17 protein-coding genes and 1 pseudogene are annotated in these 14,862 nt (G+C 49.9%); 9 read left to right on the forward strand and 9 right to left on the reverse strand.

Features of this window, described 5'->3' with window-relative positions; genetic code table 11:
- The 8 genes from WMO66_RS08485 to WMO66_RS08520 form a co-directional block, all read right to left on the reverse strand.
- Positions 1–474 (reverse strand): Type 1 glutamine amidotransferase-like domain-containing protein (locus WMO66_RS08485; RefSeq protein WP_349135996.1); only part of this gene is annotated, 474 nt, incomplete at its 3' end.
- Positions 475–510: 36 nt separating this feature from the next.
- Positions 511–990: a flavodoxin gene (locus tag WMO66_RS08490; RefSeq protein WP_349135997.1), complete on the reverse strand. Its 480-nt coding sequence runs from the start codon at positions 988–990 to the stop codon at positions 511–513.
- Entirely contained in the window at positions 980–1,714 is a 735-nt protein-coding gene (locus tag WMO66_RS08495; protein ID WP_117750683.1) for a hypothetical protein, read from the reverse strand. Before WMO66_RS08495 ends, WMO66_RS08490 begins: the two co-directional genes overlap by 11 nt.
- Before the next feature lie 4 nt (positions 1,715–1,718).
- Entirely contained in the window at positions 1,719–2,405 is a 687-nt protein-coding gene (locus WMO66_RS08500; RefSeq protein WP_349135999.1) for an AlkZ-related protein, read from the reverse strand.
- Positions 2,405–2,710 (reverse strand): hypothetical protein, encoded by a 306-nt coding sequence (locus WMO66_RS08505; RefSeq protein WP_021748083.1) that lies wholly within the window; start codon positions 2,708–2,710, stop codon positions 2,405–2,407. The genes WMO66_RS08500 and WMO66_RS08505 overlap by 1 nt, the downstream gene beginning before the upstream one ends.
- A gap of 33 nt (positions 2,711–2,743) precedes the next feature.
- Positions 2,744–3,568, reverse strand: coding sequence for a hypothetical protein (locus WMO66_RS08510; protein ID WP_349136000.1), 825 nt, complete (start codon positions 3,566–3,568; stop codon positions 2,744–2,746).
- A 24-nt stretch (positions 3,569–3,592) separates the two neighbouring features.
- Positions 3,593–4,057, reverse strand: a complete 465-nt coding sequence (locus WMO66_RS08515) for an ImmA/IrrE family metallo-endopeptidase (protein WP_223385148.1) — start codon at positions 4,055–4,057, stop codon at positions 3,593–3,595.
- 140 nt (positions 4,058–4,197) lie between these two features.
- Positions 4,198–4,626, reverse strand: a complete 429-nt coding sequence (locus tag WMO66_RS08520) for a helix-turn-helix domain-containing protein (protein ID WP_005934745.1) — start codon at positions 4,624–4,626, stop codon at positions 4,198–4,200.
- Between the two features lie 254 nt (positions 4,627–4,880).
- Between WMO66_RS08520 and WMO66_RS08525 the strand changes: the two genes are divergently transcribed.
- From WMO66_RS08525 to WMO66_RS08565, 9 genes and pseudogenes are all read left to right on the forward strand, one after another.
- A complete protein-coding gene (locus WMO66_RS08525) occupies positions 4,881–5,156 on the forward strand; it encodes a hypothetical protein (protein WP_240607555.1) in 276 nt (91 codons plus the stop codon).
- Entirely contained in the window at positions 5,153–5,881 is a 729-nt protein-coding gene (locus WMO66_RS08530; protein WP_071699575.1) for an ImmA/IrrE family metallo-endopeptidase, read from the forward strand. The genes WMO66_RS08525 and WMO66_RS08530 overlap by 4 nt, the downstream gene beginning before the upstream one ends.
- Positions 5,882–6,331: 450 nt before the next feature.
- Positions 6,332–6,814, forward strand: coding sequence for a hypothetical protein (locus WMO66_RS08535; protein WP_005934739.1), 483 nt, complete (start codon positions 6,332–6,334; stop codon positions 6,812–6,814).
- Between the two features lie 510 nt (positions 6,815–7,324).
- Complete coding sequence (locus tag WMO66_RS08540) at positions 7,325–7,567, forward strand: DUF6870 family protein (RefSeq protein ID WP_008816138.1); 243 nt, start codon at positions 7,325–7,327, stop codon at positions 7,565–7,567.
- Between the two features lie 213 nt (positions 7,568–7,780).
- Complete coding sequence (locus tag WMO66_RS08545; protein WP_349136001.1) at positions 7,781–9,415, forward strand: recombinase family protein; 1,635 nt, start codon at positions 7,781–7,783, stop codon at positions 9,413–9,415.
- A 15-nt stretch (positions 9,416–9,430) separates the two neighbouring features.
- The gene (locus tag WMO66_RS08550; protein WP_349136003.1) at positions 9,431–11,137 is read left to right on the forward strand and encodes a recombinase family protein; all 1,707 of its coding nucleotides are present in this window, start codon (positions 9,431–9,433) and stop codon (positions 11,135–11,137) included.
- A complete protein-coding gene (locus WMO66_RS08555; protein ID WP_349136005.1) occupies positions 11,138–12,745 on the forward strand; it encodes a recombinase family protein in 1,608 nt (535 codons plus the stop codon).
- Complete coding sequence (locus WMO66_RS08560) at positions 12,742–13,137, forward strand: recombinase family protein (RefSeq protein ID WP_097785472.1); 396 nt, start codon at positions 12,742–12,744, stop codon at positions 13,135–13,137. The genes WMO66_RS08555 and WMO66_RS08560 overlap by 4 nt, the downstream gene beginning before the upstream one ends.
- A gap of 86 nt (positions 13,138–13,223) precedes the next feature.
- Positions 13,224–14,654: pseudogene (locus tag WMO66_RS08565) on the forward strand (DUF4368 domain-containing protein); the annotation flags it as partial.
- Here WMO66_RS08565 and WMO66_RS08570 read toward each other — a convergent pair.
- Complete coding sequence (locus tag WMO66_RS08570) at positions 14,647–14,838, reverse strand: recombinase family protein (protein ID WP_349136006.1); 192 nt, start codon at positions 14,836–14,838, stop codon at positions 14,647–14,649. The pseudogene WMO66_RS08565 and the gene WMO66_RS08570 sit on opposite strands and share 8 nt — an antisense overlap.
- Between the last annotated feature and the right edge of the window lie 24 nt (positions 14,839–14,862).

A 14,862-nucleotide genomic window follows, 5' to 3' on the forward strand; every position in this document is an offset into this window, starting at 1 on the left:
AAGATAATGCGGAAGAACATAGAAATCAATCAAATCAAGCCCTGCATCATCTTCTTGTGAGTAGTCCTCCGGCTTTTTATCCATTTGTTCAATATATTGGATAGTTGGAGCGCATATAATCGCACCCGCCGATTCACCGATCATCAGTTTTCCTTTTGCCAATTCCTGCTTCAATAGCTCATCCGTTCCCGTTTTACGGAGCTGGTCCATAAGGAAGAAAGAATTTCCACCAGTAAAATATATCACATCCGCATCTTCAAAAACGGACTGTATCGTTAAATAAGCCTCCGTTGAAATATCAATTTCCGTTACGGCTGCTCCCAGTTTATTGAATAGCTTTCGAGCCGAGCCGACATAACCGGTATAGCCTTCACGCAGCGAAGCTGTGGGAATAAATGCGACTTTCTTGTTATCAATTTCTTCTTTTATCAAACTTCCTACACTTGAAAAGTGCGAACATAAAAACAGTTTCATCCATATCCTCCTTAATAAATTCGATTTGTACTCTTTTCAAAGTCCAAGTCCGTCAACCCATGCCGCAAGCTCCTGATGCCCGACGCTGCCCTTGAAGACCTTGCCTTCCAGCAGCTTTGCGCCTTTGCAACTCGGCGCAAGTCGCTCGTTCGTCTTGCCAATGTTGCTTCCGCCGGAGGTCGCAAACGGGATGATCGTCTTGCCGGTCAGGTCATAGCTCTCAAGAAACGTATTGATAATCGTCGGCGCGACATACCACCAGATCGGGAAGCCGACAAAGATTGTGTTGTAATCCTTCATATTATCCCGCTTCGCGGCAATCTCAGGACGGGAGGCAGGATCGTTCATCTCAATCGTGCTGCGGGCTTTCTTGTCCATCCAGTTCAGATCAGTTTCCGTGTAAGGCACCTTCGGCTCAATCTCAAAGATGTCCGCGCCGATTGCCTCTGCCAGCGTCTCGGCAACCTTCGCGGTCACGCCGAACGCAGAAAAATATGCTACAAGTTTATTGCTCATTGTGTTCTTCCTCATCAATCTTTTCATTTCCTTCATTCAGCATGAAGTATAGCAACGCTTCCAGCAATGTTGCCATATAGTGAAGCGACCAGTTTTCTTCCGGCTCTTTTGCCATCTTATCAAGTACGGCTCGAAAAGCCGTGGTACGGTCAATCCTTGTTTCCTCATCAATGCGGTCAAGTATGCCCTTCATTTTCAGAGCAAGTTCTTTTTCCTCGTCAGAAAGCTCCGGTATGCCAAGTAGCGCAGATAGTTTCTTGTCCTGCATAATAGCATCGCATTCGATGTATGACTTGTGTTCGGCTGACATCAATTCTTCAAAGTAGTTGATAAAAATATGAACGCGAATGCCACCTTCTTCGTCCGGGGAGAAGCAGACGGTTTGCGATTTTTCTGCAATTTCTTTCAAAAATGCAAGGTCTTCTGAGTCATCGAACTCCGCAAACGGAAGAAACATATTGATTTCCGCGTGCCAACGATGATAGTCCACCATTCCCTTGATATACCCGCGGTGTTGCTTGACAAACGAATCACAGCGTTCCAGAAGATACTCGTAGTTCTTCTTGTCCTCCGGTACAATGATCTTTGGTATCTTGTCCATTGCTTCGGAGTACGCTTTCAGCATACCCCCATTGACCGCGCGGTCAAACACCTCATCGCACCATTTATCGTATTCGACAGACTCGGTTTCCCGGTAATCCTTCTCAAAGATAATATCGTCCATTGCGTTACCCCTTTATGATTTTCTCAAGCTGCATTTCGGTCGCGTTAGGCAGACGTGATTGCAGATGTTTTAGAATGCGCTCTTTGGATTCCTGCGGGTCTCGCTGATAGGCGGAGGTGATAAAGTCGTACCCGAAAAGCTCTTCCGGCGTCGCATATTCTGCCACACCCCAGCCATAAGGTCTTCCGTACCTGTCCTGCATATAGACAAAATCCGCAATGCAGACATAGCTCTGCATTTGCAGTCTCGTGATACACGTCTCAAAGCCGGTGTTGCCGCCCTTGCGGTAGTTCAGAGCCTCTTTCAGGCGTTTGGAAAGCATCCCGCCTTCACCGCCTATGGCTTCATAAAGCTCCTTGTCCTTGTAGGACGCCAAGCCGTCATCCCAACGGGCGTCAAAGTCATAGCCGTCACGCCGGAAGTTCGCAAAGTCCGGAATCCACTCCCGACTCACAAATCCAGCTTTCTTGTTGAAAAGTTTGCCGTAGAGACATTTGCCGCTCCGCGCAGCCGGACCTTTCCATTCCCACGGACCATCTACATCATCCGCAAACCATAACTCAGGTGGGCAAAGTTCCTCGATGGAGAAGCCGTGAATCTCATTCCGAAAGAAGGGCAGAAAGCCGTATTGCTCAACAGCGGCAATCAAGTCATCGGCACTATGCAGTTGTCCGACATCTCGCTCTGACATTACTCTGCCTCTTCAATCACGCCATAATCAATCAGGATATTTTTCTCCGCATACTGCGGGTAAACAATACCCATCATTTCATACTGATAACGTCTCACGCGGCGATGCTCCTGAACCGGCTCCGGTGCATACGCAGCGGTTTCACAGTGCGCATATTCCGGCATTTCCGCAAGATCATCCCGAACGGCACGGATAAGCGCGTTTGCCACATCATCAATGCTTTTGCCGGTTTCCACGGCAACCAGTTCGTGCTTCCGGACTGCCTTGTCCAGATTACCGGGGGAGCGAAACAGCTTGTATTTCATATCATTGCCCGTCCTTTCTCTCTATCGGTCTATCTATTCTTCCTGAAATCTGTTCTTTAGGGACGCAATCATCGCTTGTGCGGCGATGCTCAGATACAAAACTCCAATTTCATAGATAAATTCGCGGTCGATCACGATAAAGCATTCTCTAATGTGTGTGAAAACCAGTTCCAGCAAGTCCCTGTACAGTGGATCATCAAAGGGCTTGAACCGTGCAAACTTGCTTTTGGCAGCGTCCCATGTCATGGACGCTTCGCCCTCAGCACTGGTCATCACCTCGCAGAGAATCATGCTGACGCCCATTTTCCCGCTGCCGGTCAGGAGTTCTCCTTCGTAATAGCTGAGAAGGTCTTTCTTACGTCGGAGCGGAATCATATCACAGTTGTCATCAAGCTCAAATGCAATCAGCTCCGCAGCGAGTTCCCGCCAGACCGCATATCCGGCGTTAATGGTTCCGTCCTCTTCGCGGCTGATGGTATCGTCCATGCAGTATCGTTCATAGAAGTTATCCCCGCCAAGCTCGTTGCGGGTGCAGAAGATATGCGCCAGCTCATGCAGAAGAATGTGCTTCAACTCTGCCGGATAACGCGCAATGTCTGTCCGCAGAAGGATTCCATCAACGCCGCCTCCTTTACCGACGAAGGCAGAGGCATGAAAGTCAAAATAGCCGTCCTCTGTATAGCGGTCTTCCAGCCGATCAGGGAAATACTGCTTGCAGAACTGCTCAAAGACTTCCTGCTGGTTTTCCGCCTGAAAGCAGCACAGCACAAGGTTGTCCTCGCTGAACTCTGCCCCCAAGCGTTCGTTAAAGATGGAAGCGGCATAGAAAAGGGCTTCTTTATAGTCGTTATCGTTCATCTAATTACTATCCTTCATCCTCATTCAACCCTCCGGTCTGACATTTTTCAGGAAGTCAGAGTGCGGTACATAAGGCAAGTTGAGCTGCCAGCCCATGCGGTTCAGCTCGTTGAGCTTGATCAGCATCAGGTTGATGTTTGTTCCCATTGCAGCCGAGAGCTGCACCACATCGTAGTCCTGCTTCATCAGGTCAATCAGCTCATCATCGTCAATGATCAGGTGTGAGGCAAACGCATTCGCCTCATATTCGTGTTTTGTGCGCATATCGAACAGCACGAACTCCGGGAGCGGTTCGTTTCCTTTGGCAAGATCACGGTGAAAGGTATCATGCCCGATCTCGTGACCGCAAACCATTTGCATGATCAGATACTCCATGTTGGAGTTCAGAAGAATATGCCGCTCTTTATGGCGGTAGGTGTACATTCCGAGCAGATCGTTCAGATTGTCAAGAAAATGGAGATGAATGCCCAGCTCACGGGCAATCTTCAAGGTATCTCTTGTTCCACAGCTTTTGACAATGCTGTTCGCCTTTTTGTATATTTCCTCGGAGCGAATTATCACGGGACCTTCACCCCTTTCATGTTGAAAACAGTCAAAGTAAATCCGTCAAGAAACCGAGACGCAGACAGTTATTCCTCTGCGTCCGTACCGGTCTTCTTGTATTTCTTCGGCGTGTATTTCTCAACATTCCGGGCTTTGGATTCCCAATATATATCCTGCAACGCCTTCATCACCGCATCCTTGTCCTGCTCAGACAGCGTACCGCCCGCAAACAAGCCGGACATCCCTTCAATCAGGTCCTTTGCCTGTTTCATGCCACGGGAGCCGTACTGCTCGGATGCCTGAACCACAAACTCTTCGTCCTCGGTCAGCAGATAGTTCACATCCACCTTGAAGTATTCCGCGATTTTTCTGTAAGCGTCCTTGGTACGGGGAAAGGAAATGCCGTTCTCGTACCGGGTAATCATACGCCTGTTGATCCCCAGTGCATCGGCTACTTCCTGCTGGGTCAGCTTCCGCTTCTCCCGTTCAGCCTTGAATTTCTCTCCAAACGTCATTTTGGTAATCACTCCTGTTCACAAAAAGTTTGCGACATCAAATTGCGCAAGTCTATTGACAAAGGCACTTGAAGTGCGTATAATAATGACTGAGCAATCCAACTACTCATAGTATATCTTGAATTGCTCATCCTGTCAAGGGGCATGAGTAGTTGTACACGAAAAAGTTACATCTTTTGAGCAGTTCAAATGGACAGGCATTTATGCTGCCGAAGATTATCCGTACCGGCATACACCGGTATGAGGGAACAGGAGTGAGAAAAACAGAAATGGCTACACAGTACAGAAAAGCATACGTCCCGGTTACGCTGGATGTGGACAAGGAGGGGGCAATCCTCCCTCGCCTTATCTGGTGGGACAACGGTGTAATCTTTCAAATCGACCAGATTCTATACAAATGCCGCGCCACATCCAAAAAGGTTGGGGGCGGAGGCATCCGTTACACAGTTCAGATTCGCGGAAAGGAGTCATTTCTTTTCCACGAAGGAGACAAGTGGTTCGTCGAAGCAAAGGAGGACAACTGCTCATGATTTTATCCCAGCGCCAACTTGAAGAAATTGCAGCCTCAACAACGAAGGACTTCAACCGGTTCTTTTTCGGGGATGAGGCGGACAAGCCCGACCGATCAGCTTTGCCAACACCCATTGATCAGTTTGCAAAGAACTATCTCGGTCTTCGCGTATCATTCGCCCGTCTCTCGCCGGACGGAAGCATCTGCGGTGTCACTGCCTATGCCGACACTGAGTACAAGATCACGGAACTTGGTATTACGCGCACACTGGCTTTGAAGCGTAATCAAATTATCTTGGACGAGAGCTTCATTCGATCCGGCAACGTGCAGCGGCTCTGCGCCAAGCGCAGATTTACCCTTGCCCACGAGTGCGCCCATCAGATTCTCTTCCAACTGGAATCGGAAGAGGTAAAGGCGTCCTGCGAAATGAAATATTCCGCACGGACAGCCTATACGCCGCGAGAGCTGAAAACCCGCGAGGACTGGAACGAGTGGCAAGCAAATGTCTTGGGCGCGGCGATCCTGCTTCCTCAAAAAGAGGTTGACCTGGCAATGCGTCGGTTTGCAGAAACGCCGCTGATCAATTACGAGGGGAGGTATTCGTATGGTGATCACTTAACGCTGCGCCTTTTCTGCCGGTTGTTCGGTGTCTCCAAGACAACGGCGTCTATCCGCCTTCGTCAGCTCGGCTACATGGTAGATCGTCCATTCAGTGAGTATGTTGACCCATTGGAGGTGTGGTAATGAAGAGAGCATCCATTCGGGTTCAGGAACCGACGCCGGAGCTGATCGAAAAAATCCGCAGGGCAAGAGTTGCCATTTCCCAGCAGAAGCCCCGATACCTGAAATGTCCCTATTGTCAGCATAATGCCATTGCTGTCTACGAGGACACGAGGGGTCATGTAGAATCCAAGTGCAAGAAATGCGGGCGGATCACAGTCTTTGATGTGCTGAATATGAGAAGACTGCGACCGCGTACCAAGTAAGAACCGGAGGACAAGCCTCTGTTCTAAAATAAAATATATGTCATAGCTGAGCTGTGGAGCCGCCTGATAGGTGAAGTCATCCTAATGCCGCATGAGACAGAGTTTAATTGCTCTGTTTTATCGGCATGGGATTCAAACCTCACCGTCATGCGGCTCTTTTTCTGTCTTCACCCTTCCCGCTGCTCCCGCGCAGCGGAAAGGATGAACAATGAAAATCCCTAAGACCCCTATCGCGTTCGATTACGACCTCTGGACTACGGAGGACGGCAAGTGCATGGTGCGCGTGAAACGAACCGGCGAAGTTTCCGAGGTTGACCGCAAGGTTATGAGAATCCTTCGCGCAGAGGAAAAGCGGATCAGACGCTCGTATGGCTCTGACAACACCTCTGAGGATGAGGACGGCGCAGAGAAAATTTCTGATACCGTGCTGTCCCTTGACGCTATGCCGGAGGACGATGTGAAGTCCGCTGCATGGCTGGCAGACTCCCGCGACTGCATGGAGGAACTGATCACCGCCCTCAAAGAGAAGGAGCTTCTTTCCATTCTGACCGAGAAGCAGCGCGAATTGTATCTTGCGATGACCCGTGAAGGACTGACTCTTCGAGAGTTTGCCCGAAGGAAAGGCATCGGCATCAGAGCTGCATTTGACCTCAAAGCAGCGGTGCAGAAAAAATTTCAAAGAATTTTTTGAGCGGTACTCAACAAACGGCAAAAAGATGTCCGTTGTAAAGTGAAAGGGTCAATCAGACCACTTCACTGCTCCTTGAAAACTGAATAGTTCAGTGCTGCGGATCTTTCCGCTTCTGCGAAGCAACACAGCTTCCGACGCCAAGACCTCCCGAAAGGGAGTGAGCGACCTCCGGAGAGCTATAACAGTCGTGTGGTGCGGCTGCTTGCGACGATGCAGATGCCGGGTATAATGATACTTCCGTCTTTTCTTTGAATGGGCGGCTCGGAGCGATCCTCGGAGGGGTGAGAGTCCCATGATACCGATTGACCATTGGTAGTCCGCAGCATTCCCGGAACTGCAAAGTTCTTCTGGCAGGGGCGCGAGCTGCAAATATGCCGGACAATGAAACAAACCCAAAAGAAACTTACTATATAGTTTCAGGATGAAAACTATGTGGCAGGGTATCTTCACAAGATGCTCTGCCATATCCTTTTGTCCTGAATATTTCACGAAACAGGAGGTGCTTAGAATATGATGGGCATTGAAACAATGAAAAGCGTCAGTCCGAAAACGGTTGACCGAAGCACACTCGTTCAGAGAAGCAGCATCCGGCTTGATCCTGCGGCACCGCGAGAGGACAGGCTGAGGGAGTTCATCAAGCAGATCAGAAATCCCTATTGTTATCTGGACGGGAAAACTGTGGTGAAGATCAGCTTCGCCGCGACGGACACGACAATGGAAGATTGTCTGGAACACTATCTGAGAGGTCTCTGATTTATGAACAGTCTGAATCTTTTCACCCGGTTCTATGGACAAGCGATTGAGCCTGTGGTATAATGAAATCGGTCAAAAAAGAAGAATACGGATTAAGCCGCTTGCCCTGATGGTCATGTGGCGTTTTCGTGTTTCTCTTCATAAGAGTTGAGGCAAGCCTTCGTCTTTCTGATTTGATGTACCACACCAAACAGAAAAACGGAGGTTATTTTTATGCCAGACAAGGTTTACCGCACGGCGATCTACTGCCGTCTGTCCCGTGAAGATGGAGACAAAGTAGAAAGCAACTCCATCGCCAGCCAGAGAGCCATCTGCGAGGACTATATCGCAAGGCATGAGGATTTGGAGCTTGTCTGTGAGCCGTTTGTGGATGACGGTTACAGCGGCGTTTCCTTCAATCGTCCTCAGTTCAAAAAGCTGGAAGAGGCAATCCGCAAGGGTGCGCTTGACTGCATCGTGGTCAAGGATCTCAGCCGCTTCTCAAGAAACTACATCGACGGCGGGCGCTACATTGAAAAGATTTTCCCGCAGCTTGGCATTCGCTTCATCGCAATCAATGATGCGTATGACAGTCTGACCGGTGATCCGCAGTCCGACTCCTTTGTTATCCCGTTCAAAAACCTGATTAACGATTCTTACTGCAAGGACATCTCCATGAAAATCCGAAGCAGTTTGGAAGTCAAACAGAAAAGTGGTGAGTTCGTCGGCTCGTTCGCGCCTTACGGCTACATGAAATCGCCGGAGAACAAAAACCAGCTCATCGTGGATGAAGCGGTCAGCGAATATGTGCAGATGATCTTCTCCATGTACAAGGACGGGTTCTCCATTGGGCGCATTGCAAAGCGTCTGAACCAAATGGGCGTCCTGTCCCCGATGGAATACAAGCATTCCGCCGGTGTGAAGTTCGATACCGTCTTCAAAACCGGCGATACCGCAAAATGGACGTACAAAGCCGTCCAGCGTATTCTCACCAACGAGGTTTATATCGGCGTTCTGGCTCAAGGCAAGCGCGGCACTCCCAACTACAAAGTCCGCGTCGTGAAGAGCAAGGATGAATCCGAGTGGGTCAAGGTTGAGAACGCGCATGAAGCTCTTGTGTCCTACGAGGACTTCATGGCAGTCAAGGTCATGATGCAGCGGGATATGCGCTGCTCACCCGATCAAAACGAAGCACACCTGTTTTCCGGCTTCTTGTTCTGCGGAGACTGTCAGCAGCCAATGATCCGCAAGACCGTCCCGTCGAAGACGAAAAAGTATATCTACTACGTCTGCTCCACCAATAAGCACACCCGGACGTGCAGCCCGCACAGCATCGCCGCAAAAGAGGTTGAAGAGAAGGTCTTCCGTGCCATTCATGACCAGATCGAGCTTGTCATCAATCTGGAACACGCGCTTGCGATGATAGAACGGCTTCCGTCTCAGAGCCGTAAGGCTTTCAATTACGAAGCTCAGATCGCCAAAATCGAGGAAGAGATTGAACGGTACCAAAAGCTCAAGCTGGGGCTTTACGAGAACTTCATCGGCGGCGTCATTGATAAATCGGAATACTTCGAGTTCCGCAGCAGCTACACCAAAATCATTGAGGACAAACAGGAGGCACTTCTGCGGGTCAAAAAAGAAATGAAGCAGACGGTGACAACCGGCACGACCGAACGGAACTGGGTAACGCTTTTCAAGCAGTATGAAAACGTCGAAGAACTGAACCGCCGTGTGCTGATGTCCCTTGTTGACCGCATTCTGATTCACGAAAACCATGCAATCGAAATCGTCTTCAAATACAGGGACGAATACCAGCAGACGCTTGAATACGTTCTCGGCTATGCCGATGAACTGGATATTGCCGTATAAAGGAGGGATGAGCAAATGGCAAGAAAAAGCAGAAAGCAAATTGCAGTCGAAGAGCCGGTTATCGAATCTGTCTCTTCCGAGGTCTTCTCAACAGCCATCTATGCCCGTCTTTCCGTTGAAAACAGCGGCAAGTCCGAAAAGGTGGATGTCATCGCAAATCAGATTGAGATTTGCAAGTCGTACATTGCAGAGCGTCCCTACCTGAATCTGATAGATACCTATGTGGATAACGGACGAACGGGTACGGTTTTTGACAGACCGGAGTTCAACCGTCTGATGAACGACATCCGCACCGGCAGGATCAAGTGCCTTGTGGTTCGTGATCTCAGCCGGTTCGGGCGTGACTACATCGAGGCAGGAACCTATCTGGAACGGGTCTTTCCGCAGGTCGGGCTTCGGTTTATCGCCATCAAAGAGAACTACGACAACTTTGATACGGACGGCTCCGGCGAAAGTCTCATCATCCCTCTGCAAAACATGATCAACACCCTCTACTCGAAGGACATCTCCCGCAAGGTTTCTACTGCGCTCAAGGCACAGATGGAAAGTGGAGAGTTCAAGAAGCGCAATCTCCCGTATGGTTATCGCTGGGATGAAGAACACAGCAATATGGTCTTCGATGAGGAAACCGCACCGATTGTCCGGAAGATTTTCCAATGGAAGATTGAAGGGCTGTCCCTTCCTGCGATTGCAGACCGGCTTGATGCAATGAACGCGCCCAATCCGGAGTTTCAGAAGTATCAGGTCGGCGTCCGCACAGGCAATGCTACGGCAAAGAAGATTTGGAACAAATCTTCACTGACTACCATTCTGGATAATCCCCATTACGTCGGAGATACCGTTCTCGGACGGACGCTGAACGCCATCTACAAGGGCGTCAAGAATCAGCACATTGACCGTGAGGAATGGATTGTTTTTCCCAATACTCACGAGGCGATTATCTCCCGTGAGGACTTCCAGAAGGTACGAGAAATGCGGAACGCTGCTGCAAGGACAAGGGTTGAGAAGATGGAGCGCACGGAAGAAATCCGCGCTACGCTGATCAATCTCTTTGAAGACAAAATCGTCTGCGCAGACTGCGGCAAAAAGCTCTACTTCCATCGCAAGCGCGTTGACAAGCGCAAGGACGGCGCATGGTACGCCTTCTATGAGTGCAGTTCATCCGTCAAGCGCGGCAATCTCTGTACGCCACACTATACGCGGCAGGACAAACTCGAAGCCGATGTGCTTGCGGCGATCCAGCTTCAAGTCAAGGCGGCTCTCAATTACGACAAGCTGCTTGCCAAACTGAGAAACAGCGAAGGTGAACGCAGCATCCGAGATCAGCAGAATGCGCTCATTACAAGCCTGAATCTGAAACTCAGCGGTATTTCCAAGAAGCGTACCCGTCTCTATGAGGACTTCACGGAAGGCGTTCTCGATGAAGAGGAATACGCCTTTGCCAAGAAAGCCTACGATGAGCAGTATGTCGATCTTTCACGGCGGTTGGATGAAGCGGTTCAGCGGAAGGTAAAGTTTGCCGAGGCAATGTCCGAGGACAATAAGTGGCTCACGCTGATGAAATCCGTCAGCGGTGCAACGATGCTCTCTCAGGAGTTGGTTGACGAGTCCGTAGAGCTTGTGAAAGTCCATGAGGACGGCTCAATCGAGCTGGTCATGAAATACGGCGATATTTACGCTCTGACCGTTCAGAGTATCAAGGAAGTGCAGGAGGCGATGTAAATGAGCAAGGAATACAACATCGGCATCTACATCCGCCTCTCAATGGCTGATGAAGATACCGGTTATGGCAGCAAGGCGGAAAGTGACAGCATCGGCAACCAGCGTATGCTCATCAATCGCTTTCTCGACAATCATCCGGAGTTGTCTCACTGTCAGCGGTCTGAGTTTGCGGATGACGGTTATACCGGCACGAACTTTCACCGTCCTCAGTTCACGCAGATGATGGAGAAGGTCAAGCGCGGCGAAATCAATCTGATCTGCGTCAAAGACTTTTCCCGCTTTTCTCGTGACTACATTGAAACGGGAAACTATCTGGAATGCACTTTTCCATTCATGGGCGTCCGCTTTATTTCCATCAACGACGGCTATGACAGTGACGATTACAAAGGCACAACGGGCGGCCTGGAAGTGGTTATGCGCAGCATCATCTACGCCGCATACAGCAAAGACCTTTCCGTAAAGACCACATCGGCAAAAATCCAGATGATGAAGCAGGGCAAGTATGTCGGTGGCTACGCCCCATACGGCTACGTCCTGCATCCCACCATTCGGAACAAACTTGCCGTAGACCCGGAGGCGGCTGATGTGATCCGTCGTATTTTCCGCGAGGCGCTGGAAGGCAGCAACACCTCTCAGATCGCCCGCAGCCTGAATGATGACGGCATCCCGACGCCGGGGCAATACTTCAAGAGCAAGCATCCCGACAAGAAGAAGTTCAGTAACATGAGCGAGAAAATCAGTTGGGAAACCGTGATGGTCTATAACATCCTCAAAAACCTTGTTTACACCGGAACACTGGTCAGCCGCAAAATGAAGTCCTGCGGTGTCGGCTCAAAAAAGCGTGTTGTCAATGAGCCGATTATCGTAGAAGGAACGCATGAAGCTATTATCAGCAAGGAAGACTTTGAGCTTGCTCAGAAGGTCATTCGAGGCGGAGGACGGAATCCCACGCGCAAGCAGCATGACTATCCGCTCAAGGGACTCGTCCGCTGCGGTAACTGTAAACGTGCTATGACACGCCGAAAGAACAAGGCTGGCATTCGGTACTTCCAGTGCATTCACTCGGTCAACAACGGAAACACAGACTGTCCGGTTGGCAGGAGCTTTCCGGAAATGGATATTGAGAAGGTTGTCTTCCATGCCCTTACTCAGTTTCTTGCTTTGGCACAGAAGGAAGCAATACAGAACCGCGAAGTCGGTGATCTGCGGAAATCTGCCATCAAGGAATGTGCTGATAAAATCCGCACTCTGCAAAAGCAGAACGAGCAGCACAAGGCGTCCAAGCTGAGGCTCTACGAGAAGTATGCAGCCGGAAGCATCACGAAGGAGGCGTACATTCAGCAGAAGGCGGCAGCGGATGTGAAGATTGCTGAAAACGATGGAGCAATCCAGCGCAGTCACGAGCGAATGAAGGAGCTTGACTCCGAGACCGCCTGTTCAGATGAAAAGCTGGACGCGGTCTGCGAACAGTACGCCGACTGCAAAGCTCTGACCTATGAGCTGACCCACGCATTCATTTCTGCGGTCTACATTTACGATCTTGACAACATAGAAATCGTCTGGAGGTTCAAGGACTTCCTCACTACATCAGAAGGAGAAGCCAAATGAAAGTATTTCTTTATATCCGCGTTGCCTGTGCGGATCAGCTTGCGGCAGCAGACCAGCGGGAAGAGCTGGAACGCTATGCGAAGGACAAAGGCTATGAGGTGGCTGCTGCTGTGGCGGCAGACGGCATCTCCGGCGTCCATACGGAAGGTATCATGAACTTCCTGCTGAACGAAGCCAAGCGTCAGGACATCGGTACGATCCTCACCCGCGACACCTCGCGAATCAGCCGGGACACTTCCTCTTTCATGAGGTTTGAGCGAAAGTTCCGGGAGAACGGCATCCGGTTCGAGTATCTGTCCAAGCCTGACAACGAGCTTCCGGTCACTCCGATGATGGAGGCATTTGCGGCGGCGTATAAGAAGCGTCGCACAAAGAACGGCACAAGAGCATAGAGAAAACGCAAGCCGTTCACGGGTGGTTGTCCACCTATGAACGGCTTGTAAATTCTCAAAATTTTTTTAGTCCCTACTTGACACAAGAAGACCTTTCCCGTCTTGGCAGAAACTATCTGAAAACGGGCGAACTCATAGAGATTGTATTTCCCGAAAACGGAGTACGCTATATCGCGATCAACGACGGAGTTGACACAGCGCGGGAGGATAACGAGTTTACCCCCTTGCGGAACTGGTTTAACGAGTTTTACGCCCGCGACACAAGCAAGAAAATCCGCGCAGTTAAACAGGCACAGGCGCAAAAAGGCGAGCGCGTCAACGGGGAATATCCATACGGCTATATCCCAGACCCGAACAACCGCCACCACCTTATACCCGACCCGGAAACCGCGCCGATTGTCAAACAGGTTTTCGCTATGTTTGTTAGCGGCGTGCGTATGTGCGAAATCCAAAAATGGCTTGCGGAAAACAAAGTCTTGACGATTGGAGCGTTGCGCTATCAGCGTACAGGACAGGCGCGGTATCAGCGGGCAATGATCGCCCCCTATACTTGGCCGGACAAAACGCTCTATGACATATTAGCAAGGCAGGAATATTTAGGGCATACCATAACCGCGAAAACTCACAAGGTATCCTACAAGTCGAAAAAGACCCGGAAGAACGAAGAAGAACAACGCTATTTCTTCCCAAACACCCATGAGCCGCTTGTTGACGAGGAAACCTTTGAACTTGCGCAAAAGCGGATTGCTACCCGCCACCGCCCGACAAAAGCAGCGGAGATTGATATTTTTTCCGGCTTGCTGTTTTGCGCTGGTTGCAGACATAAGATGTATTACCAACAGGGCGTAAATATCGAGCCGCGCAAGTTTTCCTATTCTTGCGGCGCATGGCGCAACAGGGCAAGGACAGGCAGCGAGTGTACCTCTCATTATATCCGCAAAAACGTACTTCTTGATTTAGTGCTGGAAGATATGCGGCGGGTTTTGCGGTATGTTAAGGAACACGAACAGGACTTTATCTGTAAAGCTACCGAGTACGGCGACATGGAAGCGAGAAAGGCATTAGCGCAGCAGCAAAAGGAACTTTTCAAAGCACAGGCGCGTATGACCGAACTTGACACGCTTTTCCGCAAGCTGTATGAGGACAACGCATTAGGCAGACTGACAGATGAACGGTTTGTGTTTCTAACTTCCGGCTATGAGGACGAAAAGAAATCCCTTGCCGCAAGGATAGACGAGTTACAACAGCAGATCGCAACCGTTACCGAGCGAAAAAGGGATATATCAAGGTTTATTCAGATTGTCGGGAAATACAGCGACATACAGGAATTGACCTATGAAAACGTCCATGAGTTTATCGACCGTATTTTGATACATGAATTAGACCGGGAAACCAACACCCGGAAAATCGAAATCCATTATAGCTTTGTCGGACAGGTTGATACCGAGCAGGAGCCGACGCAAGTTGTCAACCATGACCGCCGCAACATGGTAGATGTAAAAAGTATCGCTATCTAACCCCAGCAAAGTTCGTCCCCGTATAACCGTCATCCACCAGAATTTTCAGGTTTGTATACCCGTGGTCACGGGCATATCGGGTTAAATACTCTCTCTGATTTGCGATACTGTTACTCTCGCCTTCCTGGGCATCCTCGTTGCTCAGACGGCAATAGAGAATGGTAATTTTCTGCTGATCCAACATAATATCCTCCTTCGGTGGTTGGTC

Origin of the sequence: Faecousia intestinalis (genome assembly GCF_040096185.1) — a bacterium.
Lineage (GTDB): Bacteria > Bacillota > Clostridia > Oscillospirales > Oscillospiraceae > JAZOXB01.